This is a genomic window from Arcanobacterium phocisimile (assembly GCF_016904675.1).
Classification (GTDB): domain Bacteria; phylum Actinomycetota; class Actinomycetes; order Actinomycetales; family Actinomycetaceae; genus Arcanobacterium; species Arcanobacterium phocisimile.
Genome location: NZ_CP070228.1, coordinates 574,781 through 600,389 on the forward strand (window position 1 = coordinate 574,781; position 25,609 = coordinate 600,389).

Here is a 25,609-nt window from a genome sequence, read left to right on the forward strand (position 1 = left end):
GCTAGGACTCATCTAGGGCCGTCCGAGTCGCATCTGGACCGCGACGATCATTCCATAATTTCGTGGTGACCCACAGTTCTTCTCGAGCAATTCCAGAATTGGCAATTACTCGTCCCACGCCTTCTTCATTGCGGTAGATCATCGCAGTATCAATATGTCGATATCCAGCTTCAAGGGCTTCGGTTACGCGTGCTTCGGTATCTTCCGGTGGGACTAAAAATGTGCCGTAACCGAGCTGTGGGATAACACGGCCATCATTAAGTGTGAGCGTAGGAGTCATAGGTAGCCTTTCACCAGAGAAACCATGGATACCTCCACATTAGCCGGTTTCCTGTGTAGGTTAAGCCGTGTGCGCTATTACCTGACAGTGTTGACTTTCCAAGCGTTCTGCATCCATATAATGACAATATGGACTCTTCAATTGAATATGAACTTTTTGATTCGTCATGGGAAATTGTCGCGTGTGCAAATGAACTTATCGCAATGTTTCTTGCCCAAACTGCTCTGATGCCATTCTTGTTCGACCCTCGTCCCGAGACATTTGTCCGCATTAGAGAGACTCTATTCGGAGATTCTTGTGCTTCTGACTTTCCAATATATGTCAACGGAGAAACTCCCGAGGAGGAGTTAGTTTTCTCGGGGACTGTAGTTCTTGAACGAGCTCGATCTACCTTGTCAAACGCTTTACGTGAGGATGCCATGAGTGCCGCTATGATGCTAGGTGTCACTAGATTGGCTGATCTAGTTTACAAAAGGGAATGCCACGATAGTCAGTCCGAGCTTTTGGAGTTCATGCGACATTTCCGAAATGCCTGTGCTCATGGTAACCGTTGGAACTTTGCAAAAAATGAACCAAGGCTGCCGGCAGGTACGGAAAAATTGCAAATCTCGCGAGATTTGCAAGGTGAGAGGGCTGCTTGGGGAACAGTAACGCCATACATTTACTTGCACTTTCTCATTGAGATGCTAACGCATTTTGCGAATATAGCATTACGGGAAAGCTGGCGTAGGCAGAAGAAAGTCTGGGCACAAGCAAGTTTTGAACAATTTGAAAATGGGTTCCTCACGGTCGGTTATCTTAATTCTAACGGTGCTCTTTCTGGAACTTTATTGAAGAAAGTTTTCCACCGAATTAATAAGGAAACAGGTGTCTTTTCGGAGTTTACGACTGCAGAGTTAATAGAAAGTTGGCAGGGTGGTGAAGAATGAAACGGAGTGTTCGAAGTTGTTATATCTGAAGTTCGCTCGTTTTGATTTCAGCCAGTTGGAATAACCAAAGCCGTGTGATTGTTAAAATGCTGTAGCTAATCTCGATCAAGGAGAAAACGCAATGAACGTTGATGTTTTGGTTATTGGTTGAGGCAAGGCCGGGAAGACTCTTGCTGGTAAGCTCGCCGGCAAGGGCAAGAAAGTTCCGTTAGTCAAAAATCAGCCTCCATATATGGCGGAACTTTTATCAACGTTGCCTGCATACCGACGAAGATGGGCTTGTTGTTCGCACAGAGGATAGCGGTTACCACGCTGAGGGCGTGCTCGTTGCTGTTAGCCGAGCTCCTACAGTACAGGAGCTCGGCCTAGAAGCTGTCGACATTGAGGCAGATGAGCGTGGCTTCATTAAAGTTGATAGTCATTTACGTATTAGTGTGCCCAGTGTCTATGCGGTTGGTGATGCTAATGGTGGACTGCGATCCTAAACTAAAACAACCGGATCCTGAACTAAAACGGCGATATTTGACAGGCAGAGCTTCATAGCTCGCTACCGTGTCAAATACCGCCGTTTTGGTACGTGGTACTAGCTCAGATTCAGTGCTCGTCGTAGTGCTCACCATGTGCTGCATGGCGGTGACCTTCATGGATGTAATCGACGTGGTCGCCGTGCTGAACGGCTTCGTGGCCGCAACCTTCGCCGTGCTTGTGCTCGGCAATGGTGTGCTCGGCTACTGCTTCGTGCTCGTCGTAATGATCGCCGTGAAGCGCGTGATGGTGGGTGCCATGCACGTAGTCGATGTGGTCGCCGTGCTGGATTGCTTCGTGGCCACAGTTCTCGCCGTGCTTGTGCTCGGCAACTGTGTGTTCTGCATGAACATCTTGTGTAGTCATTTTTCTTCCTTTGGTTGACTGGTGGGTTGGTTAGATTGAAGAATCTGGTGTTTCGTGAGCATGGATTATCGCATCATTGATGACGTGTGCAACATGTTCATCAGCTAGCTGGTAAATCATTTCCTTGCCATGTCGGTTGGCGGAAACAATTCCAACGGTTTTGAGTGTGCGAAGGTGTTGAGAAACGAGGGGTTGTGACATCTGAGTTTGCTCTGCGAGCATCCCCACTGACATCGCTTCCCCATCTAGCGCAACGAGGATTCCGAGGCGAGATTCATTGCCTAATGCTTTGAATAAATCGGCCACTCGTGCGAGATTCTGTTCGTTTCCCATATCTCAAGAATGACACATATATAAACAAATTGCAATATGTTTATTAAACTGATAATGGATGTCATTTGCAAACGCGTGAGAATCACGGGTGAGTCAACGAACCTACACACATCGCCGCACTGATAGTTTTTATGAGCTAGCTTGACTAAACTGGCACCGAAAAGCGAAAAGGGCCAACCCGAAAAGGACAATGTTTGTGCATACCACATCTGATAACTCCAGAAAATCAATCACCGTGAAACACCATGTTTTTTGGGGATCTGCGCTAGCGATCACTGCCTTAGCTGCCTGGACAATCCTTGGCCCAGATACGGCCGGGAGTGCCCTAGGTGCTGCGACACTGTGGATCGGCCGTTGGTTTGGTTGGTTTTATATCCTGCTGGGCACAGCTTGCGTAGTTTTCGTTTTCTATATTGCTTTTTCTCGCTACGGCAATATTCGGTTATCATCTCCAAGCGCACGGCCAGAATACTCTAATCTCGCTTGGGCCTCGATGCTCTTTGCTGCTGGAATTGGCACTGATATTCTCTTCTTCTCCGTAGCCGAACCGGTCTCGCAGTACATGCATCCGCCACAGGAAATACCTCAATCTATTCCAGCTGCGGAACAAGTTCCGGTGTGGGCGATATTCCATTACGGAATAACCGGGTGGGCAATGTATGCCCTCATGGGCTTAGCGCTCGGCTACTTCACCTATCGACGCGGTAGACCGATCGCGGCACGCACCGCGTTGGAGCCAATTTTCGGAGAACAGAAGATGGCTGGAATTCTTGGCGACGTCGTCGATATCGCTGCGATTCTGGGCGCCGTATTTGGCGTGGTGACAACACTAGGTATCGGCGTCGTGCAAATCAACGTGGGTCTAGATATTATGTTTGGCATCGACAAAGGTCTACCGGCTCAGATCGTGTTGATCGTTATTGCTGTCGCACTAGCGATTGTTTCAGCAGTTTCAGGCGTCTCGCGTGGTATTCGCATTCTGTCGCAAATTAACGTCGTCGGCGCGTTAGCCTTGATTGCATGGGTTCTTGTCACTGGTCGACCAGAATTTCTTCTCAACGCAATGGTGACCAATGTCGGTGATCTCGTAGCGCATTTCCCGCAAATGACGTTAGATACCATGGCATACTCGGATGCTGAATTATGGAAGAATGCCTGGACGTTGTTCTTCTGGGCGTGGTGGGTGGCTTGGGCGTCATTCGTCGGTATGTTCCTAGCGCGCATTTCGCGCGGACGCACAATCCGACAGTTCGTTTTTGGTGTGATGACGATCCCGTTTATGTACGTCGTGTTGTGGATTTCGATTTTCGGTAACCGTGCCATCGATTATATTTTGCACGCCCCAGACGGGTTGGAATTTGCTGAAATGACAGTCAACATTCCAGAGCTTGGCTTCTACCATCTGCTCCAACAAGTCCCGGGCGGTACAGCAGTGATCCTTCTGGCAACCGCAGTCGGGTTCTTGTTCTATGTCACGTCAGCTGATTCGGGTGCGTTGGTGATGGCGAATTTGTGTTCGAATTTGCCGACGCCGACGACGGATGCACGTTCGTGGCTGCGCATCTTTTGGGCAACGCTTACCGGTATTTTGACTACGGGTATGTTGATAGTGGGAGGAATCCCTGCGTTGCAGTCCGCATCGGTTATCATGGGCTTGCCATTCGCGTTCGTCATAGCACTGACTATGGCAGGGTTCTATCAAGAAATTAGCCAGGATGCGAAGAATATGGTGTTGCATCGAGCTGGCTATCCGGCACCGGTTGGGGTTTCGCCGGGCAGTGTTTTAGCGAATGCGTCATGGCGCGAGTGGCTGTCCCAAATTTTCGGAACTGTTAGCCCAGCACAAGCGCAAAACTACCTCGATCGCGTCGTGTTTCCAGCGCTCGAAACGCTGGTGCGGGAAATGGACAAACAAGGTGATTTTGAGGTGCGTATCATTCGTGGCGAAGCAGATGAATATCGGGACCTCGACGTCGAACGCATCGTTTACGACCACCTGTCGTTGCGTGTGGAAAATGCGCACGGGGAGTTCTATTACCGGGTGTTGTCGGTCGATGCACCGGCGATGGTTTACGGTACTCAGATTCCGACCGAGCACGATCGTTCAACCCGCTTGGAAGTGCAAAGCAGTAACGCCGACGAGCCGTACGACATCATGGGTTATTCTGGCGAAGCAATTATCTACGATGTGCTTGGCCAATTTGAGCGATATGTGCGTCACTCTGAAATGTTGCACGGTGAACCGTCGTCGTCACAGTGACGCACGCAGGCTTACAATGAAATTTCAAAAACTGGTACAACTAATCCGAAAATAGTTGCGGTAATGAGAAATATACCGATGATATTAAGCCAGACGCCGGCGCGTATCATGTCAGACATTCGGATGTATCCAGAACCGTAAGCGATAGCGTTTGGCGGGGTCGCAACCGGAAGCATGAATGCGCATGTCGCCGCCAACGCCACCGGAATTGTCAATAACGTAACATCGGTTCCGGTGCCTATTGCAACCCCGCCCATAATTGGTAAGAAAGCTGCGGCGGTGGCTGTGTTAGAGGTTAGTTCTGTCAAGAAAATTATCATCGCGGTTACTGCAGCGATCATGATGACGATGTTGAAATTCGATAAGCCAGTTGCCTGCTCACCGATCCACAATGACAGACCGGTGGCAGTGAACTGCGAAGAAAGTGCCAAACCGCCGCCGAAAAGAAGCAGGACGTCCCACGGGATATTCTTTGCTGTTTCCCAATTGATCAGACGAACGCCTCTAACTGGATCTGCTGGAATGATGAACAAGAGGAGGGCGACTGTCATTGCAATTGCCGAGTCGCTGATCTTCACTCCTGGGAAATACGCCTTGGTGATGATTGGAACAAAGATCCACGATAATGCAGCAAGCAGGAAAATAATACCGACGAGCTTTTCGCCCCGCGACATGGCACCCATGTTCTCTAATTCGGTGCGTATGAGTTGTTTACCGCCAGGAATGTGGTCGATTTCCGGCTTAAAGATGACGTGGGTGATAAGGAACCATCCGATGAGCATGAATACCATAGCGAGTGGAGCGCCGATCAACATCCAACGGCCAAAGCCAATGTCGATATGATGTGTTTCTTTGAGGTAGCCCTGCAAAAGTGCGTTTGGGGGAGTTCCGATAAGGGTTCCTAAGGAGCCAATTGAAGCTGCATAGGCGATTCCGAGCATCAGGCCGACGGCGAAATCGGAGTGATGGAGTCCAGCTTTTTCTTTAATGGTCTCGACCGCGTCTTTGCCTTTGGAGACGAGTGCTGCGGCGACGCCGCCTTTGGTTGCGTCGCGTGCGATACTCGGCATCTCTTGGACCTCTTGGCTAATGGCGGCTTCGTCGGCGTCGTCTGTGCCGGCAATGTGTCCCACGAGATGGAGGATTGAGATGCCGATCGGAAGCATCATAACGGCGGTTGCCGTGTTCGACACCCACATGGACATCACGCCGGTGGCGAGCATGATTCCGCCGATTATGCGTTTCGGGGTGGTGCCTAGAAGCAAGATGGTGACAAGGGCAACGCGACGATGAAGGTTCCAGCGTTGCATAGCGAGCGCGAGTATAAAGCCGCCCATGAAGAGGAAGATGGTGCTTGAGGCGTAGGGTGCGGACGCTAAACCAAAGGATGTTACTTGGAATATAGGGAAGATAACGAGGGGGACGAGTGCAGTTGCGGCAAGTGGGATAGCTTCGGTCATCCACCAGATTCCCATGAGAATTGTGGTTGCAGCAGTGATTTTAAGACCGGCCGGGTTGAAGTTATTTGGGGGATTGTCGCCGGCGGCTTTTTGGGCGATGTCGATAGCGGAGTCTGGCATAAGGAAGAATACGAGAAGCGCGGCTGTGACGCCACCGAGGAGACCGACGACGCGGATGATCCATACTTTGCGTTCGGGAGGGGTGTAATTATCTATTGGTGGACGCTGCGTTGGCGAGGTGGTGGTTATTGCGCTCATGAGATTCTCCTTATGTGGTTGGCAGTTATTTCAGCACGGCGATGCGATGAAAACCCATAATGCGTTATCTTTATATAAAGATAACGCATTATGGGTAGGAAAAGTTTAAAACTATTTTTATGAAGAACTATGTGCGGTGATACGGATTATGGTGCGCGATATTTTGAGCGGTGACATGTGCGGATCAACGCGAAAGAACCATATATTGAGCCGTGGGATTGGACTGTAGGCGATCAACTTGTTCAACCAATAGCTGCCGATCTTCAGCGCGGTAGAAATCGAATTCGTCAGCATTAACCATCAGTACGGGGGAGGCGGAATAGTGGTTGTGAACCCAATCGTCATACCCTTCCCACAAAGTGCGGTAGTAGGAAACGAGCTTCTCGTCTTGTTCGAAATCGCGACCGCGAGAACCGATACGCTCTATGATTGTGTCGAATGAGGCGTGCAAGTAAATCATGAGATCAGGCGCTTTCTTTGGGAATTGGGCGATCTCTTTCATCATCTCATCGAGGATTTTGGCATAGAGCTTGAATTCCTCAGGAGCGATTCGTCCTAGATCCGTGTTTACTTTCGCGAAGTACCAATCCTCATAAATCGAACGATCCATAATCGAAGGGCCAGCAAATAGTGCGCGCTTGATATCCCGATAGCGTGAAGTTAAGAACTCCAACTGCAATAGAAACGGGTAGCGCTTGAGGTTTTGTTCTTCCTCAGAGGCTGTATAGAAAAGCGGGAGAATATCATTACCCTCAACGTTTTCGGTGTATAGGTCAATATCGAGGTCTGCTGCGATAATTGATGCGAGAGTGGTTTTGCCAACTCCGATCATTCCTCCGACGACGAGCATAATTCTCCTCAGATGAAACAAAAAGGTCGAACATAATCTTATTCCTGTATGTGTAGTTCTGCGTGACAAATCGATGTGAGTAGTTTCGCTAAATCTGGGATTGTTTAGTGGATGGGAACACGCTATCTAGGGAATCGTATTGTTTCACGTGGTAGGCGAATTGTTCACGCGTGCTGTTTGTGGAAGATATTTGAGTTTGATGTGGATTGGGCTTGCTGAGCCTGGTGATTAATTAAGTCAGCTATGTTTGTCGGAACAATCATGGGCAAAGTGGGTGACTGTTGCCTTGCGTCATGGAGTTAAAGAATTTGGAATTCAAGTATGTTGCGCTTGGAGTGAGCGTTCTTCGGGGCGTAACAGTTTCTCAGTGGTCTATTGAATTTCTACCGATATCTGATTGGGGTCAGTTGAGACAAGTATGCCTTGAGCTGTCAAACCGGCGATAGATTCTGTTGATAGAAGATTGATTCGCCCTACGTCCTGTTGCGGGTTCGGTTTGAAATCTCGCCCCCATCTCTACCGGAAAACGACGAGGCGTGGTTCACAGTTGACGTTTGATGATGGCGACTCACTACTCTAAGCGTATAGTTATACGTAACAGTGCATAACTATTCCGAAGGGTTGGTTGAATAACATGGCCAAAGAACGTATCCTCCTTGCCTACTCTGGTGGACTCGACACCTCGATAATTATCCCGTGGCTCAAGGGAAATTACGACTGTGATGTGGTTGCGATGGTTGGACAAGTCGGAATCGGTGTCGACGACGAGGCACTAAAGAAGAAAGCCTTAGCATGCGGCGCTGAAAAAATATACATTGAAGACCTCGCCGAGGATTACATTGTTAACTACATCTACCCAAGTCTTAAAGCCCAAGCTAGGTACGAAGGAAGCTATCTTTTAGGCACCTCAACTGCACGTCCATGTATCGCCAAGCGCATGGTCGAGATTGCCCGGGCAGAAAACTGCACCGCCATTGCCCACGGGTGTACGGGCAAAGGAAACGATCAGGTCCGTTTCGAACTAGCGATCAAAGCCCTTGCCCCGGAGATGAAGATTATTGCGCCGTGGCGGACATGGAATATCACATCCCGTGACGAAGAGATCGACTATGCCAATGCTCGTAACATCCCAGTCCCGGTCACTAAAGAGGACAACTACTCGATGGACCAAAACATCTGGCACCTCAGCCACGAAGGCATGGACCTCGAAAACCCGGAAAACGAACCCACCTATTCGGACTTACTCAACATTGTCGCCAGCCTAGAACAGACACCAGACCAAGGTGAATACGTCGAGATCGAATTCGTCTCCGGCATCCCAGTCCGGGTAGATAACGTCACGGGCGACGTCGACATGCTCACCTACCTCAATGACAAAGCTGCCAAACACGGCGTCGGCGTCATCGACATCGTCGAAAATCGGTTAGTCGGCATGAAGTCCCGTGGCGTCTACGAAACACCAGGCGGCACAGTCTACTACGCAGCCCATCGGCAACTCGAACTCCTGTGCCTCGAACGCGATACTCTCCACTATAAAGATCTCGTTGCCCAACGCTTCGCTGACCTCGTTTACAACGGACAATGGTTCCATCCACTGCGCGAAGCCCTCAGCGCCTTCGTCGACAAAGCCAACGAGACCCTCACCGGAACCGTCAAACTCAAACTATATAAAGGCAACATCATTCCAGCAGGAACCTCGTCACCGTTCTCGCTCTACGACGAAGCCCTATCCACCTTCGATGAAGACGACGTCTACAACCAGTCTGACGCCACCGGATTTATCAACCTGTTCGGGCTCCCCACCCAAGTTGTGGCCCAGATGAAACAGCGCGCGGGCATGATGGAGGAAAAATAATGGCAGGGGCACTATGGAGCGGACGATTCCAAAAAGCCACCGATGCGGCCGTCTGGGCCATGAACTCCTCGCTGAACTTCGATAAGCGACTCTATGCTCACGACGTCGCCGGAAGTATCGCACACGCAACTATGCTCGCGCAGATTGGGATTTTGACACCCACTGAGCTTGAAGCGATCACAGGCGGGCTCGCCGGTATCAAAGCAGATATCGACAGTGGCGCGCTCGTTATCGGCGGCGCAGCTGAAGACATACACATGTTCGTCGAAGCAGAACTCACCAAACGAATAGGCGATCCTGGCAAGAAGCTCCACACCGCTCGTTCACGCAACGACCAAGTCGCCACCGATCTCAAGCTCTGGATGCGCGACGAATTAGGGGAGATCGACTCGCTAATCCGTGAGCTGGTTGCGGTGTTTATTGAAGTTGCGAAGCAACATGTCGATACTGTCATGCCGGGGTACACCCATCTTCAACGGGCACAACCTATTACACTTGCACACCATCTGATGGCATATGTGCACATGTTTATGCGTGACCTCCAGCGGTTAGGCGAAGCCGGGAAGCGGTTGAACTATTCACCGCTAGGGGCGGCAGCGTTAGCGACGACGACGTATCCAGTAGACCGAGAGCTCACCGCGAAACTGCTAGGTTTCGATGGGGTGGCAACGAACTCGCTCGATGCAGTTTCAGACCGTGACTATGTGATGGAGATAGCCGCGGATTTAGCGATTTTCATGGTGCATCTATCGCGGTGCAGTGAAGAAATTATTTTGTGGGCGAGTGCAGAGTATGGCTTTATCGAACTTGATGACGCGTATGCCACCGGAAGCAGTATTATGCCGCAAAAGAAAAATCCGGATGTGGCAGAGCTGACGCGCGGTAAAACTGGCCGCGTGATCGGTGATGCGATGACGCTGCTGACAATGATGAAAAACTTGCCATTGGCGTATAACAAGGATGTTCAAGAAGATAAAGAGGCAATCTTCGATGCGGTTGATACCGTGAAGTTGTGTATTCCAGCATTCGCTGGAATGGTGGCGACAATGCGAGTTAATGCAGGGGAGATGCGGCGAGCAGCTGGTGGCGGTTTTACCAATGCGACTGATTTAGCAGACTATTTGGTATTTAAGGGCGTCCCGTTCCGTCAGGCGCACGAAATTACCGGCAAGCTCGTGCATTATTGCGTAGGTCAAGGTATTCATTTGGAAGAGCTCGGGCTTGAGATGCTGCGCGAACACTGCGAACTTATTGAGGACGACGTCTATGACTATCTCGATATAGCCAACTGTGTGGCGCGCCGCAATGTTGTGGGCGGGCCGGCTAAGGAAGCCGTGCTACGAGACATAGCAGAAGTTGAGAAGAAGCTGTAAAGCAGAAGGGGTGTGCAGTAAATCGGGAAATAGCGCAAACCTCGACGTATATGGACGAGGTTTGCGCTATTGCCACATTAGCTGCCGAAGGTAGAAGTGTATCAGGGGGCCGAGCCACAAAAATGCCGGTGTTCAACTCAATTCTTTGATGATCGATTGGCTGATTTGTTGTCCTTGTAATAGGCAGACATAGCGATGTAGTGGCCGGAGTATTCGGCGCAGTGCCGATCGCCGGCGTGTGGCTGAGGTCGGAATATACCCGATAGAAATAAAGAGCTGGGTACCACCCGCAGCTGGTTCTAGCTCTATATGCACAACTCGCTGTTTTACACGGAGTTAAAAGCTCTGGAGACAAGGAGTGGATATGCCCGTTCCCAGCCGCCTAGTTGGCGAGCGCGTTTCCCGCCGTCGACGATAAGCCCGTGAAATTTTGCTAACTCGGAGGTAGTAAATTGGCTGTGCTCAATAAGTGGATCGAGGGTTCGTTTAGCTGCCGTGTAGTTTCGATACTCTCCGTATCCGGCGGCTGCTAATAGCCGACGGGCATAAAGATCGTAAATAAAAACCGGTCGGTCATAGATATAAAGCAAAAGATCATCGGCAGTTTCTTCACCAACTCCACGAATCCGCAGCAACTCCTCGCGCAACTGCGGCGTGCTCAAGTGCTCGGTGTGCTGATTGCGTTCGATGAACCAAGAGGTGAGCTCTTTGAGGTAGCGTGTCTTGGTGTTGTAGTATCCACACGGGCGAATCAAGCTAGCCACCGTTTCGTCGCTGGCAGCCAGGAGGCGTTCCGGGCTCAGCATGCCGGCCTCGCGTAGATTATCGATGGCAGACTCGACGTTGTGCCACGAGGTGTTTTGGGTTAGTACCGCGCCGATGGCGATTTCGAATCTGGATTCGCCTGGCCACCAGGTTCCGGCAGGTATCTGCTGTTCCAAAAGCTCAAAGAGCTCTCGCATTGTATGGCTCATATCGTCTCACCGTCATTGTACTGACCGTCTTTATCATGCCGCTGCATCGCAGTTTTATGCGGAGAGGTTGTACACCAAACAGGGAAATAGCGCAAACCTCGACCATATACGCCGAGGTTTGCCCTATTGCCACATTAGCTGTTGCAACTGGCGGCGTATCTCAGGCAAGAGCGCCCCAGTTTAGGCAGGGACGCTAGTTCTAGCAGGGTGCCCGCAAGTATAAACGGGAGCCCCGCAGTCCAAACAGTGCTGCCGCAGCTCTACCGCAGCTCTACCGCAGCTCTACCGGGAACTCCTCAAGCAATCGCAGCCAAATTTCGGATGCGGTCGGATATGCCGGCACGGCATGGCGCAGAACTCGCACCGGCAATTCGCCAACGACAGCAACTGTGGCTGCGTGGAGCAATTCAGCAACATCCGGGCCGACGAATGTTGCACCGAGTAGCACGCCGGTGTGTGCGTCTACGACGAGCTTGGCTTTGCCGTTCGCATCGTCACGTAACAGTCCAACTCCGGCAGCGGATGTGATCTCAACTTCGCTGGTGATTACCTCGCGTCCCTGATTTTGTGCTTGAGCTTCAGTCAGGCCAACCGATGCGACTTGCGGATCAGTGAATACGACCTGGGGAACAGGAACCTCTACATTCGGTGCGGTTTCGGGTGTGCCCGCAAGTTTCGCGCCGAGCATCCGTGCCTCATATTTGCCTTGGTGGGTGAGAGGTGCGCCGGTTCCGGCGTCACCAATAGCATGTAGCCACTCAGGCAGGTTTCCTTCGCGTATGTCATCGGGGGTGAGGCCAACGGTATCGAGTCCGACGTTATCCAGCGCCGGGCGCCGGCCTGTTGCAACCAGAAGCTCATCGGCATCGAGAGTTTTCACTGTGTCACCATCTGCGGAATGTGAACGGGTAACGACGTCGAGGTGTACGGTTCCGCCGTGAATATGCCCGATTTCTGGGTTCGGGTTCAATGCCGGATCGCGCTTAACTGCCGTCACTTCAGCGTTCGTTAAGACTGTGATGCCCTGGTTTTCAAGGGATTCCTTAACGAATTGGCCAGCAAAAGGTTCAGAGCGATCTAGGAGTGACGATCCGCGTACAAGCATCGTTACCGTACTTCCTAGTGCTTGCATCCAGGTAGCTGCTTCGACTGCGACGACACCACCGCCTACAATAACTAAACGATCTGGGACCTCAACGACTCCAGTTGCATCACGCGATCCCCAGGCATTCACACCTTGGTACATGTTTGGAATGACCGGCGTTGACCCGGTGGACAGAACGACTGCAACGCGTGCCTCGACGGTGTAGGGTTCGGTGGTTTGAGGATCATTAGCGGTTGTGCCGCCATCTACTGGCGTGATTTCAACCCGGCGTTCTCCCACGATACGTGCATGGCCGCGTGCCACTTCCAAGCCGGCATCTTGTGCCCAGGTTATTTGGGAGCTGTCATCATATTCGCTCACCCATTCGTCACGGCGAGCCAACATGTCGCGCGCATTGATACTCGCGCCGCTGACACCCTGCACGTGATCTGTTGCATGTGCTAGATCCACGGGGCGCAGGAGGGCTTTGCTTGGAATACATGCGTAGTAGGAACATTCGCCCCCAAACAGTTCCTTATCAACGAGGAGGACGGAGAGTCCGCCATCGTGGGCATATTGCGCCACATTTTCGCCTACCGGGCCGGCGCCAATAACAATGACATCTACTGCTTTATTATTCATATAATCACGCTATAACTGAAATCAGTGCTTCCGTTTGGCTTCAAGTACGCCGACGAGACCACCAATTGCGGCGAGGTTCTTAAAGAACTGGATCTGTTGCATACCTTTTGCCTCCGGAGCAGACTTCCAGAAAGGATGCCCGGCGAGCGTCGTCGGAACAAGAGCACCAACAAGGCCGAGCGCGGAAAGTTTCGGAAAAATGCCAAGAGCTAGTGCCGCGCCGGCGCCAACCATAACAGCTCCGTTTGCGCGAACCATGAGTTCAGCATTCTCGTGACTAACCTCAATGCCAAGATCAGCCATGAAGTCCTGTGTGATCTGTACGCGACCACCTGGCTCCTTGACGGAATCAAAACCCGCTGTGACAAAAATTCCAGACAAAAGAATCTGTGAAAGTTTCATTACTTCACCTAACTTTCCAATACACCACGTAGGCATTAACCGAATGCTACTCGACGGCGTCGAGCGCATATCTTGAAACCACACTAGCACTGTTGTGGTACGGTGCAGGTGCGTTTAAGGTGATAGTGAAATTCTCTGAAATATGCTTTCTAGGACTGTTGAACACCAAACTCTTATAGCAGGTGTACAGATTATGAGGAGCGCGTGGTGAAGTGGTTTTAGCGCTGTGTCCAAGTGAGGTGACGAGAATGTTTTGGTGGCATGATCGTGAAAAGACCCAACGCGGGCTTGACGATGTCAGTTAAACCACTGTCTCCATATTCGTATCAGGATTGTCCTAAGCTATCTCACGAGCATTTTATCAAACGCATGCCAAGGCTGAGGACAAACGTTACCAGCCCTACTAAAGGGGGCTGAAAGTTAACAAGCGTTACAGGTCGAGGTGGAAAAAGATCCACGCTACCTACGTCGCAGCCCACCCGCTGTGTGAGGACTGCCTTGAAGGTGGGGTGTCACGCGCCGGTGCAGGAAGTCCACCGTGTTCTCCCGTGGGAACATGGCTGCACCCACGACTTTGATAATCATCGTTTGCTGTGCAATTGTAAAAAGATCAAGAATTAACTGAGCTGAAGAAAGTCGACAAGTTGCCTACGGGAGGTACTTTTGAGATTGAGTGTTATTTCCCAGAGCTTAACGATCAGCGTAGTCAGGTAGATGCCCAGTTAATGCAGAATTCTTCTAATAATGGCAAGTTTGAAGTTGAAAAGTTTGGTATGACGTAGGATATTTCAGGTTAGATACGCTTGTTCAGTGGTGATGTACGTGGCTGAAAGAGACGGTGCTTGCTCAAGGGTCTAATTAAGTCATTGAAAAAATAATGTAATTAATTGAAACTAAAGTATGTCTTTGTTAGTGTTTTAGGACACGCTAGGCGCGATGGGGTGAAGTGAGCCCATTGAAAAGATCATCGAACAAGCTCAATCCGTGCGTCCTGACGGAAACTTGCATAAAACTGGCAGGAGAATATGATGTTTTCGCCGTATAGTCACGTATGGTTTCGTGATGCATTGATGTTGGTTGTCATAACAGTCTTAATGCTCCTGATTAGTTACTTTGTTTTCGATATTTTCCCGTGGCAAGCAGCCTTGACCATGTGCTGTATTGCCCTAGTGGGTTTTGTAATCGGAATCTTCCTGAGAATACGAGAGAACAAAAAAGAAGGGCTCTAAAGAAGCTGGCGTTGGAAGTTAAACTCGTCCATGGCACTCATCCGGTCCTGTCATGGATGGTGGACAACATTCACATGCGCACCGACCCGGCAGGCAACATCAAACCCGACAAACGAAAGAGCACCGAGGAGAACGACGGTGTGGTCGCTACGATCATGGCCCTCGACCGTGCAATCAGATGCGGCCAAGGAACAACGAACGGCGGCATCTACGATCAGCGTGAGCTACCTGTTTTGTAGGATAACGAGAACTTCCCGTTTACAGCACAATGTGAGATACGTTGTTATATTAATAACGGTATTTAGGCAACGAAAGTTGTTGCGCAAATGCTGTTTCACTGCAGCGAGCACTGGCGCTTACTGCGGCACAGAGGTTGCCGACAACGAGACACATAATGAGAGGTATCATGAAAGCTAAAATGGTAATGGCAGCAACTATAACAAGTGTTGCTCTTTTTATATCGAGTGCAGGAGTTGCAACAGCAGTAGATTTAGACACTGTAAGCGGAGGCAAATCTGAACTCTCTGTAGTGGACTTTGGTGTAGTTTCGGATGCAGAAGGTGTAGTTTCGGATGCAGAAGTAGAACAGCTTGCACAAGAGCTAGAAAATATTTTTACTACATATTTATCTCAAAATAATGCAGGGCATTGGTTTGTCACTGCGGCAGGATACGGTTCAAATATCAAACAATCAGATCTTGAAGTGATAGCAGCAAGATTAAATAGCAAGATATCTGTCAATAATGCTGGCATGTAAACCAGGTCGAGTGATTACGCAAAGTGTGTCATTGATGTTACCGGGCTTGGAGCTATTGGGGGACTATTTACCGGAGCTTTTACAAAGCTGATCGAAAAAGAACTTTGGAAAGAGGCTGCTCTTTACATTGTTAAAATTGTAGGAAAAATGCATTTAAAGGTGGCGTTGTAGGTCTTGCTGCATCGTTGGCTGCATCTGCTATTTGGTGTGCTACTCCCTGGTCGCGGCAATGAAATGGAAGATGATGCTGATGCTAGATAAATTTCGATACGTTTTACTATCGATTACGTGTACGGTATTAATCGGTTTCTTATTTTTTATTGGTGCCTTGATTTCGAATTCTTTTAACGACATGCTACACGAGAATATGGCTGCAGCCGTGGCGATCTCGGTGGTAATTCCTGCAGTTGCCATGTATTCAAAGTATGAGTCGAAGAAGCAAAAGTAATATTTTCTTCTATGAAATTTTACCCTTCACCCTTCTTGCAAGGTTCTGGGCTAATGTTAATAACAGTGTTTAAGCAACAAAAGTTGTTGCGCAAATGCTGTTTCACTGTAGTGAGCAGTAAGGCATACCGCTGGATGCGGACGGGTACGAGTGAGACTACTACCGCAAGGACTAACTCTTATTGGGCGTCGAGAAGAATGCTCGGGTCCGCTTCATTACCGAAGGTGATCTCTACCGTCTCATTATCTCCTCGAAGCTTCCGGCTACTCAGAAGTTCGAATCCTGGGTGTTTGATGAGCTTTTGCCGACGATTCGCTGTCACGGCATGTATGCGTACGAGGAGCTCCTCGCTGATGAACAGAGGCAGAGTTCTCGTTAACACTTCCAACTGAATTGCTTAACGATTTTCAAATTCCTAGTTCGAGTGAAGCAGGCGACTATTCATTAGAGGTGCACGATGAAGGAGACGGCGCTTTCAGATCTTTATTCCATATTCCTGATGCGAAATCGCCAAAAGAATACTCAATTTCGGTAGATCCAGATTTCCATTTGACATATTTGGAAGATGGTGGAATCGCTGCGTGGGATCAAAATGAGAATCTTGTAGGAACCTTTACATCGTCGTGGGCTGTTGATGCAAACGGAGTAAAAGTTAACACTGACTATATAATTGATGGCAACCGCATAATTCAGCGTGTCCACAGCGATGACACAACTGTTTATCCCGTAGTTGCTGATCCTTTCTGGATTCCTGCTTTAGCTGTAGTGGCACACGTTACTCGTCATGCATCAACTCAGGCTACCGCCAGGGGCGTGAGCTAAGCATTGATAAAACAAGTGGTAACAACTGGTGTGAAAACGGCAGATAAGAAATGGGCATCGGTATTTACACAAGGTAAAGCGAAGAATAGGATTCGCGTTATCGTAGCTAATAAAACTGGAAACATTACCACGGTCATAAAAGGTTGAAACTCATGCAGCTAACATACGATAAAGAAGCCGACGCAGCTTATATCACTTTCGGTAAAAGTGTTGAACCAAACGAGGCGTCTCAGCAGGTTCCATTCATCGAGATTCCTAACGGGCAAACATAAGTAACGATAGATGTTGATAGTGAAGGGTATCTTATCGGTATCGAAATACTTGCAGTGTCAGCTGGTCTACGTGCCGAAGTTTTGAACAAAGCACAGCATCTGTGAGCACTTTACCTTTATATTTTTGTTGTGAAACGCAAATGTGGCTATTCGAATGTCACTAGTTGTTTCCTGCGAGTAGTCCCTTGTGTCTGAATAGGCGCGGGGGATCACTTGTTTTTTAACCGAGGAACAGTGATGGGTTTTCTTGATTGGCGACGCGGTAGCGCCACGCGTACTGCTCGACGCCGGAGTTACGATCACTGGCTGCACCTATGTCGGCTCGAAAACGATACCGGAATCCACCTTTATGCGATCGACGTCGCTACCCACCACACCTACAGATAAGGACAAGCCCCGTGGCAACTATTGGTTTAGACAAGCTCTACTACGCGCGCGTAACCGAAAACCCTGATACGGGTGAGGAAACCTACGCTACTCCCACACCCCTGGTAAAGCCATCTCCGCTTCTGAGGATGGCAGGGCTCCGGTGGCGATTTGACCTCAAAGGCGACAGTATTATGTTCTCTACCCCCGTCGACTGCTGGCGGATCGAAACAGGATGCACTCAGCCTTGCGTCAATGGTTTATCGACGCCGTGATTCCATCTGGGATTTAATACCGCGCTCACGCGAAGCTTTTAGCTCCATACAACCTGAGTTGACTATCGCCCCACCAAGAAAGAAACTCATCGGCACTTTGTCCATTGCGTTCTTCAAATGCGCAGTCAAACGTGGCAATGATCCCTTGCGTTGCCTCAGCGATTGCAGCCGCGACCAGCCCGTATCCCGTTGAGGCGAGAGCTGGCCCGCCAACATTGCGGTATTCGAACCAGTAATGGTCTTGGGCGAGTATCTTCGCCAGTTGCTTGGGAGGAAGCAGATCTTCAAATTCTTCGACGATACTCCACAAGCCGAGATGCTCCGGTTTTGAGTCGAACGGGTACACAAGATCTTCTTCAGTAATTCGATCGTCATTCCCAACTGCGAGGCAGCTGGGCCAAGAGCTGGAATCCCATTCACCGTTAATCCAGTAGGCAAACCCAAGGTCCATACCCGGTTCCCAGACTAGGTCCTTATCGATGTAACGCAGTGGCTTCGTAGAGGGGTAGAATGCTTTGATCTCGATTTGAGAGCCAATCTCGTAACGGTCAAGGAGATTTTGGAAAAGCTCCTGGGTTCGAGCACGTGTCTGTTCAACAAACGGCATGAAGCCCGTCGCTGGATATACATCGATCGTCGTTGACATGTCTCAACCTTAGCACTCGAGAGCGACACAAATTTGTGAAAAGAGGTGCAACGCTGATGACTGACTCCAGCTTTGGTTTGAAGATTGGTTTGAAGGGTGAGCACGAGTTTAAGTGCGATCACGGATATTAACCGTGAGATGCGGGTGCTCTGCTCGGAGATGAAGCTTGTAGCCTCCTCGTTCGGGGAAAACGATAGCCGGACGAAGAATTGGCAGATCCAACTAAACAACGCGGGTGCGGTCGAAGATCTCAGCGATGAGATGGACTCCGCCTCGGGCAAGACGCGTATTTCCGGTGACATTTTAAAACTAATCTTGCTTCTGAAGCCATCATTGAGGGCGCGAAGGGTATTTTGGTCGTGCTATTACCTCGATTGGGCGGGGTATGGCTGGTGTGGCGCGTAAGACTTCGTTTTCCATTTCCAGCTCACGGATCCGGTTCAAAGAGCATGCATCTCTTTAGCACCCGCGAGATCGTTTGAAGGATTCATCCCACGAGGCTGCAAACGTGCGTTTGTGATCCACTTTTGTAGCGAGGATCGTGAGGTCCCCAGAGCAGCACACATCTGGTAGCGGCTGATCCCTGATTCGACTAGTGCGACTGCGTCAGCCTTGAACTGCTCGCTGAATAACTTTGAGATGAACAACGTCTGAAGTGCTCCCGGAAAGCTGGACTGGATAATTGGGTTCCTTCTTTCAGGGAGTACTTCTATGTTTACATCGAGTAAGGTTAGCGTGAGTCAGCATGAATGTTTGGTGGAGTTATTTAAGGCTAGGTTTGAAGCTAATGCTGATGGGCACCGTGTTTGCGCTCAAGCAATCAAATAAACATGGCCAAACCCGTCCCATACAACGATGCTTTTTCCACATCTATCAACGCGTTATCCAACTCTTAACTACCTGCCCGCGAACGCAAGCAGGTATCGAGATTCTCCAGCTAACAAAAACATTGATGAACATATCAACCCCAACCCAAGCATCTTCTTGGCTAGTCCAATACTCCCAATGGGAAACTCGTTGACACTTCAATGGGCAAAGAACGTAGCTACCTTGGTCCACGTCCTACATCAATCACTGACCAACGCCGTTGGTGGTGGACTCACCAAAACTTACGATCGGTACGAGGCGTGTACCGAGCAATGATCAAAAACAACACCCTCTTTACCTACCTCAAACCACTCATAACAAACCCACAAGCCCGCCCATACCGCAAAACAACATCACCATGTGAAGGGACAATCAACGCCGCAATCAAACGGCTCTTGTCCCAACACCGCGGGCTCAGTATCGATCACGCCTGCCGACCAGCCCAATGGTACCTCAACACAAAAACGTCGGTTTCCCGCCGATCCAACCCAACTGATCACCCCGCAACACTACTACCGCGAACGACAAACGGAACAACCAGCACCACAAATTCCACAGACCGTCCCAACCCTCGATACTGCATACAACCAACACGCACCATGGGAAGATGGTATCTGGATAAGAAAAGGCTGGGCCAGACGCTACCGAGAATAACCCCGACACGCCCGACCCAGACACACTTTTTGGCCTTTAACCCAGGATCGCCGTACTTATGGGAGATCGCTGGTGTAACAAAAGCCACTCCGGACGGAGTGACTTTCGTGTTTATTCCATTTTCATTCGCCTGAGCATATTGAGCTGATCTCGCCTGGCGTAGATAACGTTAAGAACGTAGACACGGCTCGCATCTTCATCGATGCGGTAGTAGATATAAAAGTTCTTAGCGGCTATTTTTCGGACACCCCGAGAATGCCACGGCTCATCCGGAATAGGAGCGTGAATCCCCGCTTGATAGGAAAGCTTACTGATCGCTTTCCTTAGCGTTTGTAGATAGTTGCTTGCTGTGTCAGGAACTAGCAACACGTAGGAGATGTAGTCCCGAAGTTCGGTTAGGTCTTGTTCTGCGTCAGGCGTAATGATGACGTGATGGGGATCCACTATTTGATATCTCCTTCGAGATCATCAAACACGGCTTCAAATGGTCTTCCTTCACCATGGACGGACTGAGCGTAGCTGTGCTCCAGCTTGGCATTGAGTTCCGTTTTGGTGAATTCATCTTCTGTCTTTGGCATGGCCGGAAGCATCAAGTCAAACGGAACACCACGTCGATAGATAATCTGACGATAAAGAGAATTAATAACGACGGACGTAGGAATGCCAAGCTTTTGTAAGATGGCTTCTGCCTCGTTTTTAACATGGTATTCAACGCGGGCGCTGACGGTTGCGTCTTTCATAAAATCACCTCCTGCTTTGTTGTATTTATTGTACTACATGTGTTGCAGATAGCGATACAAAATCTAGGGGGAGGGGCGGGTTAAATTGTACTGCTCTCGGAAAGCTGGACTGGATAATTGGGTTCTTTCTTTCAGGGAGTACTTCTATGTTTACATCGAGTAAGGTGAGCGTGAGTCGGTATGAGTGTTTGGTAGGGTTGTATAAGGCTAGGTTTGAAGCTAATGCTACAACTAAGCTAGCTGAGGTTGGGATGAAGACCTCAATGAATCTGTGGGATCGGTAGTGAATCCATGGCAGACTGCCTCTTATGTAAAACCTGTGAACTCAATATACTCTTTTGAAGTTAAACATTGAGGATGTGAAGCGTACTGGGTTTTGTTCCTACCTGTTTTTGAGTGGATAGGGATATGTCAGAGAAGTATTCACAAGATTTTAGGGATCGAGTGGTGCGGATAGTTAGTGACCGTCTTGCCGATGATCGTTCATGCACTCAATGGAAAGCGATTAGCGAGATTGCCCCACATCTAGGGGTATCGGTGGAATCGATGCGCTGCTGGTACGAATAATCTTTGATTGACACCGGTCAGTGTTCGGGGTTTACGCGTGAAGAACACCAGGAGATCAAACGACTCAAACTCAAGAACGCTGAACTGCGGTGAGCCAATGAGATTTTGCGGACTGCTTCGGCTTTTTCGCAGCCGAGCTCGACCGACCGGCTCGATGATGATCGCTTATATCGATGCTTTTTAAGGATCAATTCGAGCTCGAGCCGATTTGCCCTACTTTTAAACTCATACTTTGATGGAGGGTGTATCACTTCTCGTGCCTACCGGTTGGCCAAGAGCCGGTCTGTCAGTGCTAGGAGTATGCGTGACCAAGATCTTAGCCGGGGAATTAACACAGATTCATGAGCAAAATTATGGCGTATATGGGGTGAGGAAACTCTGGCACGCAGCTTGGCGCGCTGGCTGGGATATTGGCCGTGATCAGGTCGCCAGGATCATGAAAATCGCTGGGGTCAAAGGGGTTTGTTGGTGTTGTCAACCTGTTACTACCCGGCCAGCACCAGTGCCCGATACTCGCCGCGATCTTGTCCAGCGATGCTTTAAAGCCAAAAGTCCAAACCAGTTGTGGGTTGGCGATATTACCTACGTTCGCACCCTATCGGGGTTTGCCCGAAGCTCTTCCATTAGAAGCCCTCGAGCAGGCAATCAGCAACGGCAAAGAAGATCTTACTGATCTGATCCACCATGTAGATCACGGTAGTCAATACACCTCGATTGTGTATAACCAGCGGCTAAAAGATGCCGGAATTATGGAATCTACTTAGAAGTGTGGGTGATAGTTACGATAATGCCCTAGCTGAAACGGTCAACGGGCTATACAAGACCGAGTTGATCTACTGTCAGCCATGGACGATCATGCACAGAGGTTGAATGGGCAACCCTGGACTGGGTTCACTGGTGGAACAACAATCACCTTCACCAGGCGTTGGGTTAGACCATCCCAGAAGAAACCATAACCAGCTACAATCAACACCAGGTCAGCCAACTGACCCCGTATAAGAAGCAGAACAAAACCCAGTACGCTTCAATTCCAGAACTCCGTAGCCAAAGTCGAACGCCGGCTCAAAAAACGCGGACGGGCAGCGACCCCAGATCAAGTGATCGCAGAACTCTCATTCGATAACTGGCGCTTCTTGTTGACTCCTCGCCATGAAGTCACCATCTGGAAAGCACTCGTCAATCTCAACAACGGAGGCATGCGTCATTACCGAAGTCGCAACCGAGCCGACTTCGAATCCGACGTAGAGCTCATCCGCGAGCTACGTAATCGGGCTTCACATCAAGAACCGTTGATCTTCGAGGCAGCACCGACAACGGCTGAGACCAAACGGCTCGATGCCTACGCTACAGCACTAGAAAACATAGCCATGCGTATCAATCCTGATGCCGCACGGTGGATCATCGCTAACTCATGCGTTGAAGCCATCCGCAAGCTGCGCCACTAGAACACGAGTAGTCCGCGCCCGTCGTCCACGCTCCCGTAATGTTGTCGACCATTCACGAGAGCACCGGGTGGTTACCGTGGCGGATTTGCCCGCTGGAGAGCTAGCAGCAATGCAACAGGCGCACGGCTAGAAAGGACTTTGCCTTATGACTCACATGATATTGCGCATTAACTCGAAAGGGGTTACTCCCAATCAAAATTGGAAGTAACCCCTAATCAAGCCAAGCATCTGATCGACTCAAACTTACATGTGTGACAACTTGTCTGAGTTGAGCAGACCGACAATATCCATGAGTGTCACTAAACTGGCAGAGCCGGAAGTACCCGGCCGTAAAGGACCACCGATTCTGAATCTTTACTAAAGCTATCTATACTCTCCATAGCCTCGGAACGCGCCATAGGCACGGTCCATAAAGCGCCATGTTCAGATGTACAAACCGTGAGATCAAGATATCGTTGCAAGGATTCTGGGTCGGTAATAATCTTCGTTTCTAGACGCAAAGCCGCTGATGGAGACCAATATGTCTGCTTGCTTGGTTCACTCCATCCATCGGCATTAGTCAATCTCGCAGAAGTACTCTGTAGAATATCTCGCACGAAGCTCAAATCATCGAGATTTATAGATAAGCCAACAAATTGTCCGGGTTGATTACGTAGTTCAACCAAACCATCTCGGAATACCCGAACCATCGGAACTGATTCAGGGTTCGTTTCCGCGAAATAATCAATCTCGCCGATAGTCACCTCCAAGCGATCGCCACAGCTACATGCAAGCATTCCGTCCACGAATCCCGTAATGTCCTCCGGGCTAACGTGAATACGTGTGTGTCTGCGAAGATCCAGTTTTTGATCGTCTTCACGAGCCTCGATAACGAATCCTTTGGGTGTCGAAATAAGAGCCAGCTCAAAACCTCCCTCGAGAGGAACGAAACTCGCTAGCTCCATATCTTCATCACTGAAACCAGAACCCTGGTTCGCTAGGTCGCTCCATACAGTCATTTCACGGATTTGCCTAACTAAACTCCGCGATTCTGTCACTGTGCAAAACTGCCAATATCCGGATGGTCCAGATGCCTGAATAGAAATCAAAGCCTCGCCAGTGCCGTCATTATGTCGCTTACCAACTACGAAACTAATCAAGATTGCTGAAGCCAATTCATTTCCTAGTGCATGATAAGTTTTAAACGGCTAGGCAGACCACTATGGGAGATATAAACCGTGAGAATAGCATTCCCTTTTGTGGCAACCACTACGTTACGGCGATAGTAGGGATGGTTCCTATACTCCGGATCGTAATATTTGCGTCCTTTAGTCAATGTAGCGTGAACCTGAGAAGTAGAGATATTCCTCTTGGTCATGAGTGTTGCTGCATGAGTTGAAACCCGGAAACCAGCGATGGTAGCTGGAATTCTACTTCCACCACACATCGGTACAATCTCGGTGAAATCAATTACCTGCACATTCATGGGGGTTAGCAACCCGAGTAGAGTGCAGGGAATTGAACGCTCAGGCAACGCAGAGGCATGAGCATAGGTGTTTTCACCAACATACGTTAGGTCCCCGCCAACATTCGAGTCAGCGAAACTAGGTACTGTACCTAATGCAGAGCCCATCAACATGGCTAGGGAAGCCACAACAGCTTTCAATGCTCTACTTTTCATCAGTCTATCCCTTCCTGTTTGACCACTTCAGTGTGGAGGGATGCGATGCAGGGAAATAGGGGCTTCGCATCCGTATTGTAAAACGTGTTACGTACGTAACACTTAAAGACTGCTGCAAGTAAATCGCATTGTCGAGGGCCATGATGGTCGCGACGACGCCGTCGATTTTCACGGTGGATTTTTGTTTGTCGGGTTTGATGTTTCCGGTTGGGCCGGTGCGTACGTGAATGTTATCCACCATCCAGGAAAGGACTGGGTGGCCGCCGTGAGCGAGGCGTCCTTCTAACGCTAGCTTCATGAGTGCCTTTGATGGTGGACTCATGTCACGAAAACCCTGCCCGAAGGGCACAACGGATAAGCTGGCTCTCGTTTCATCTACACGCCCATGACCTAGTGGAGCACATAAGGAGTAGCACAATCGTTTTAGGGAGCTTTTTCAAGCCATACCTCTTGACGGAAACACCCATACTTTTTGACGGAAGGCTACACCTTTTGAGGATCTTCGTATTTTAGCGGGGTTTGGGGTAGACGTTGTTGAGGGGTGCTCGTTGGGTTTGTCGGTGGGTGAATAGGTAGGTGTAAGCTAAACCCGGCAATAGCGCAAACTGAGGCGTATATCGCCTCGGTTTGCGCTATTGCCGAGATTAGGCAACGCTAGCTCTCATATCATGTCTTACTCACCAAACAGTTGCCCTCACAGTAAGCAAAAAGCAATGACAACCACTCAAGGCAGCCCAACATTTCACCACGCCAGATGAGTATGCGCACAATACCGTATTCTTAAACGCGCTAACCTCATCACACCTGCACAGTTTCTACTTCTAGATGGCTACTAAGCCCTAAACGTCTGGTAACCGGTTGGTGATGATGGTAAGAATGAGGCCAGATCAGCACAAAATCTCGCGAGAGCCAACAGCAGTGCCCTATAGGACACTGCTGTCGCCTAGGGCGAGATTTTATGCCCGCACACCACGTGCAAACAGACAAAGCTACAAGCCATAACAATAGGAACACAAGCGAGGATAAATTTTAGGCTGATCACACTCTAAGTGCGAACCGCCTCCAGCACACCCCGCTAAAATCCGAAGAGCCCGAAAACCAGCGCTGACAAACAAAAAGCCCATCTGGACTATTTGTATCCAAATGGGCGTCTAAGTGGAGCGGGCGACGGGAATCGAACCCGCCTCTGCAGCTTGGGAAGCTGCCATTCTACCGATGAACTACGCCCGCAGTGGCGAAAGCCAACGACTTAACTATACACATTTGCGCC

General features: G+C 49.7%; 27 protein-coding genes, 1 tRNA gene and 5 pseudogenes. 17 read left to right on the top strand and 16 right to left on the bottom strand.

All coding sequences use genetic code 11. From position 1 onward, the window contains the following. Nucleotide 1: 1 nt before the first annotated feature. Nucleotides 2-280 (bottom strand): aldo/keto reductase, encoded by a 279-nt coding sequence (locus JTE88_RS09135; RefSeq protein WP_275586619.1) that lies wholly within the window; start codon nt 278-280, stop codon nt 2-4. A 128-nt stretch (nt 281-408) separates the two neighbouring features. On the opposite strand from JTE88_RS09135, the gene JTE88_RS02460 reads away from it, so the two are divergent. Together JTE88_RS02460 and JTE88_RS02465 are read left to right on the top strand one after the other, a co-directional pair. Beyond that, a complete protein-coding gene (locus JTE88_RS02460) occupies nt 409-1,209 on the top strand; it encodes a hypothetical protein (RefSeq protein ID WP_204425163.1) in 801 nt (266 codons plus the stop codon). A gap of 320 nt (nt 1,210-1,529) precedes the next feature. Then, the gene (locus JTE88_RS02465) at nt 1,530-1,694 is read left to right on the top strand and encodes an FAD-dependent oxidoreductase (RefSeq protein ID WP_204425165.1); all 165 of its coding nucleotides are present in this window, start codon (nt 1,530-1,532) and stop codon (nt 1,692-1,694) included. A 109-nt stretch (nt 1,695-1,803) separates the two neighbouring features. On the opposite strand, the gene JTE88_RS02470 is transcribed toward JTE88_RS02465, so the two are convergent. Further along, nucleotides 1,804-2,100 carry a hypothetical protein gene (locus JTE88_RS02470; RefSeq protein WP_204425166.1) on the bottom strand — a complete coding sequence of 99 codons (297 nt, stop codon included), beginning with the start codon at nt 2,098-2,100 and terminating at the stop codon, nt 1,804-1,806. 30 nt (nt 2,101-2,130) lie between these two features. After that, nucleotides 2,131-2,433 carry an ArsR/SmtB family transcription factor gene (locus tag JTE88_RS02475; RefSeq protein WP_204425167.1) on the bottom strand — a complete coding sequence of 101 codons (303 nt, stop codon included), beginning with the start codon at nt 2,431-2,433 and terminating at the stop codon, nt 2,131-2,133. A gap of 235 nt (nt 2,434-2,668) precedes the next feature. Between JTE88_RS02475 and betT the strand changes: the two genes are divergently transcribed. Next, nucleotides 2,669-4,693, top strand: a complete 2,025-nt coding sequence (gene betT / locus JTE88_RS02480) for a choline BCCT transporter BetT (RefSeq protein ID WP_239519544.1) — start codon at nt 2,669-2,671, stop codon at nt 4,691-4,693. An 11-nt stretch (nt 4,694-4,704) separates the two neighbouring features. On the opposite strand, the gene JTE88_RS02485 is transcribed toward betT, so the two are convergent. Together JTE88_RS02485 and JTE88_RS02490 are read right to left on the bottom strand one after the other, a co-directional pair. Beyond that, nucleotides 4,705-6,411, bottom strand: a complete 1,707-nt coding sequence (locus JTE88_RS02485) for an SLC13 family permease (protein WP_239519545.1) — start codon at nt 6,409-6,411, stop codon at nt 4,705-4,707. Nucleotides 6,412-6,595: 184 nt separating this feature from the next. Continuing rightward, nucleotides 6,596-7,261 (bottom strand): deoxynucleoside kinase, encoded by a 666-nt coding sequence (locus JTE88_RS02490; RefSeq protein ID WP_204425171.1) that lies wholly within the window; start codon nt 7,259-7,261, stop codon nt 6,596-6,598. A 634-nt stretch (nt 7,262-7,895) separates the two neighbouring features. On the opposite strand from JTE88_RS02490, the gene JTE88_RS02495 reads away from it, so the two are divergent. Then, a complete protein-coding gene (locus tag JTE88_RS02495; protein ID WP_204425172.1) occupies nt 7,896-9,116 on the top strand; it encodes an argininosuccinate synthase in 1,221 nt (406 codons plus the stop codon). Next, the gene (gene argH / locus JTE88_RS02500) at nt 9,116-10,489 is read left to right on the top strand and encodes an argininosuccinate lyase (RefSeq protein ID WP_204425173.1); all 1,374 of its coding nucleotides are present in this window, start codon (nt 9,116-9,118) and stop codon (nt 10,487-10,489) included. The genes JTE88_RS02495 and argH overlap by 1 nt, the downstream gene beginning before the upstream one ends. Before the next feature lie 326 nt (nt 10,490-10,815). Here argH and JTE88_RS02505 read toward each other — a convergent pair whose 3' ends face one another. From JTE88_RS02505 to JTE88_RS02515, 3 genes are all read right to left on the bottom strand, one after another. Next, nucleotides 10,816-11,463: an endonuclease III domain-containing protein gene (locus tag JTE88_RS02505; protein ID WP_204425174.1), complete on the bottom strand. Its 648-nt coding sequence runs from the start codon at nt 11,461-11,463 to the stop codon at nt 10,816-10,818. A 271-nt stretch (nt 11,464-11,734) separates the two neighbouring features. Then, the gene (locus JTE88_RS02510) at nt 11,735-13,189 is read right to left on the bottom strand and encodes a dihydrolipoyl dehydrogenase family protein (RefSeq protein ID WP_204425175.1); all 1,455 of its coding nucleotides are present in this window, start codon (nt 13,187-13,189) and stop codon (nt 11,735-11,737) included. Between the two features lie 21 nt (nt 13,190-13,210). Beyond that, on the bottom strand, nt 13,211-13,591 hold the full coding sequence (locus JTE88_RS02515; RefSeq protein WP_197672575.1) for a DoxX family protein: 381 nt from the start codon (nt 13,589-13,591) through the stop codon (nt 13,211-13,213). A gap of 1,219 nt (nt 13,592-14,810) precedes the next feature. Between JTE88_RS02515 and JTE88_RS02520 the strand changes: the two are divergent. From JTE88_RS02520 to JTE88_RS02555, 7 genes and pseudogenes are all read left to right on the top strand, one after another. Continuing rightward, nucleotides 14,811-15,059, top strand: a pseudogene (locus tag JTE88_RS02520) (terminase TerL endonuclease subunit); the annotation flags it as partial. 167 nt (nt 15,060-15,226) lie between these two features. Continuing rightward, a complete protein-coding gene (locus JTE88_RS02525; RefSeq protein WP_204425176.1) occupies nt 15,227-15,577 on the top strand; it encodes a hypothetical protein in 351 nt (116 codons plus the stop codon). Nucleotides 15,578-15,827: 250 nt separating this feature from the next. Beyond that, complete coding sequence (locus JTE88_RS02530; RefSeq protein ID WP_204425177.1) at nt 15,828-16,025, top strand: hypothetical protein; 198 nt, start codon at nt 15,828-15,830, stop codon at nt 16,023-16,025. 202 nt (nt 16,026-16,227) lie between these two features. Beyond that, a pseudogene (locus JTE88_RS02535) lies at nt 16,228-16,386 on the top strand (BRO-N domain-containing protein); the annotation flags it as partial. Nucleotides 16,387-16,418: 32 nt separating this feature from the next. Beyond that, nucleotides 16,419-16,847 (top strand): hypothetical protein, encoded by a 429-nt coding sequence (locus JTE88_RS02540; protein WP_204425178.1) that lies wholly within the window; start codon nt 16,419-16,421, stop codon nt 16,845-16,847. Between the two features lie 152 nt (nt 16,848-16,999). After that, nucleotides 17,000-17,119 (top strand): DUF2283 domain-containing protein, encoded by a 120-nt coding sequence (locus JTE88_RS02545; RefSeq protein WP_204425179.1) that lies wholly within the window; start codon nt 17,000-17,002, stop codon nt 17,117-17,119. Between the two features lie 237 nt (nt 17,120-17,356). Next, a complete protein-coding gene (locus tag JTE88_RS02555) occupies nt 17,357-17,506 on the top strand; it encodes a hypothetical protein (RefSeq protein WP_204425858.1) in 150 nt (49 codons plus the stop codon). A gap of 279 nt (nt 17,507-17,785) precedes the next feature. Here the strand turns inward: JTE88_RS02555 and JTE88_RS02560 are convergent, their stop codons facing one another. Beyond that, complete coding sequence (locus tag JTE88_RS02560; protein WP_204425181.1) at nt 17,786-18,406, bottom strand: hypothetical protein; 621 nt, start codon at nt 18,404-18,406, stop codon at nt 17,786-17,788. Between the two features lie 56 nt (nt 18,407-18,462). Here JTE88_RS02560 and JTE88_RS09030 point away from each other — a divergent pair. Next, nucleotides 18,463-18,812, top strand: a pseudogene (locus JTE88_RS09030) (phage tail protein); the annotation flags it as partial. 34 nt (nt 18,813-18,846) lie between these two features. On the opposite strand, the gene JTE88_RS02565 reads toward JTE88_RS09030, so the two are convergent. Further along, complete coding sequence (locus JTE88_RS02565; RefSeq protein ID WP_204425183.1) at nt 18,847-19,053, bottom strand: transposase; 207 nt, start codon at nt 19,051-19,053, stop codon at nt 18,847-18,849. Between the two features lie 208 nt (nt 19,054-19,261). Here JTE88_RS02565 and JTE88_RS02570 point away from each other — a divergent pair, with 208 nt between their 5' ends. Continuing rightward, nucleotides 19,262-19,549, top strand: coding sequence for a hypothetical protein (locus JTE88_RS02570; protein WP_204425185.1), 288 nt, complete (start codon nt 19,262-19,264; stop codon nt 19,547-19,549). Between the two features lie 489 nt (nt 19,550-20,038). Here the strand turns inward: JTE88_RS02570 and JTE88_RS02575 are convergent, their stop codons facing one another. Together JTE88_RS02575 and JTE88_RS02580 are read right to left on the bottom strand one after the other, a co-directional pair. Further along, nucleotides 20,039-20,371 (bottom strand): type II toxin-antitoxin system RelE/ParE family toxin, encoded by a 333-nt coding sequence (locus JTE88_RS02575; RefSeq protein WP_204425187.1) that lies wholly within the window; start codon nt 20,369-20,371, stop codon nt 20,039-20,041. Beyond that, nucleotides 20,371-20,667, bottom strand: a complete 297-nt coding sequence (locus tag JTE88_RS02580; RefSeq protein WP_204425189.1) for a type II toxin-antitoxin system RelB/DinJ family antitoxin — start codon at nt 20,665-20,667, stop codon at nt 20,371-20,373. The genes JTE88_RS02575 and JTE88_RS02580 overlap by 1 nt, the downstream gene beginning before the upstream one ends. Nucleotides 20,668-21,469: 802 nt before the next feature. Here JTE88_RS02580 and JTE88_RS09230 point away from each other — a divergent pair. From JTE88_RS09230 to JTE88_RS02590, 3 genes and pseudogenes are all read left to right on the top strand, one after another. Continuing rightward, nucleotides 21,470-21,640: pseudogene (locus JTE88_RS09230) on the top strand (hypothetical protein); the annotation flags it as partial. A 163-nt stretch (nt 21,641-21,803) separates the two neighbouring features. Further along, a complete protein-coding gene (locus tag JTE88_RS09035) occupies nt 21,804-21,998 on the top strand; it encodes a hypothetical protein (RefSeq protein ID WP_239519547.1) in 195 nt (64 codons plus the stop codon). A 333-nt stretch (nt 21,999-22,331) separates the two neighbouring features. Then, nucleotides 22,332-22,679, top strand: a complete 348-nt coding sequence (locus JTE88_RS02590) for a hypothetical protein (RefSeq protein ID WP_204425192.1) — start codon at nt 22,332-22,334, stop codon at nt 22,677-22,679. A gap of 299 nt (nt 22,680-22,978) precedes the next feature. On the opposite strand, the gene JTE88_RS02595 is transcribed toward JTE88_RS02590, so the two are convergent. The 4 genes and pseudogenes from JTE88_RS02595 to JTE88_RS02610 form a co-directional block, all read right to left on the bottom strand. Next, nucleotides 22,979-23,677: a hypothetical protein gene (locus JTE88_RS02595; RefSeq protein WP_204425194.1), complete on the bottom strand. Its 699-nt coding sequence runs from the start codon at nt 23,675-23,677 to the stop codon at nt 22,979-22,981. A gap of 164 nt (nt 23,678-23,841) precedes the next feature. Further along, a complete protein-coding gene (locus tag JTE88_RS02600) occupies nt 23,842-24,339 on the bottom strand; it encodes a DUF4258 domain-containing protein (protein WP_204425196.1) in 498 nt (165 codons plus the stop codon). A 4-nt stretch (nt 24,340-24,343) separates the two neighbouring features. Next, a pseudogene (locus JTE88_RS02605) lies at nt 24,344-24,703 on the bottom strand (terminase TerL endonuclease subunit); the annotation flags it as partial. Nucleotides 24,704-25,495: 792 nt separating this feature from the next. Next, nucleotides 25,496-25,569 (bottom strand) — tRNA-Gly (locus tag JTE88_RS02610). Nucleotides 25,570-25,609: the final 40 nt, after the last annotated feature.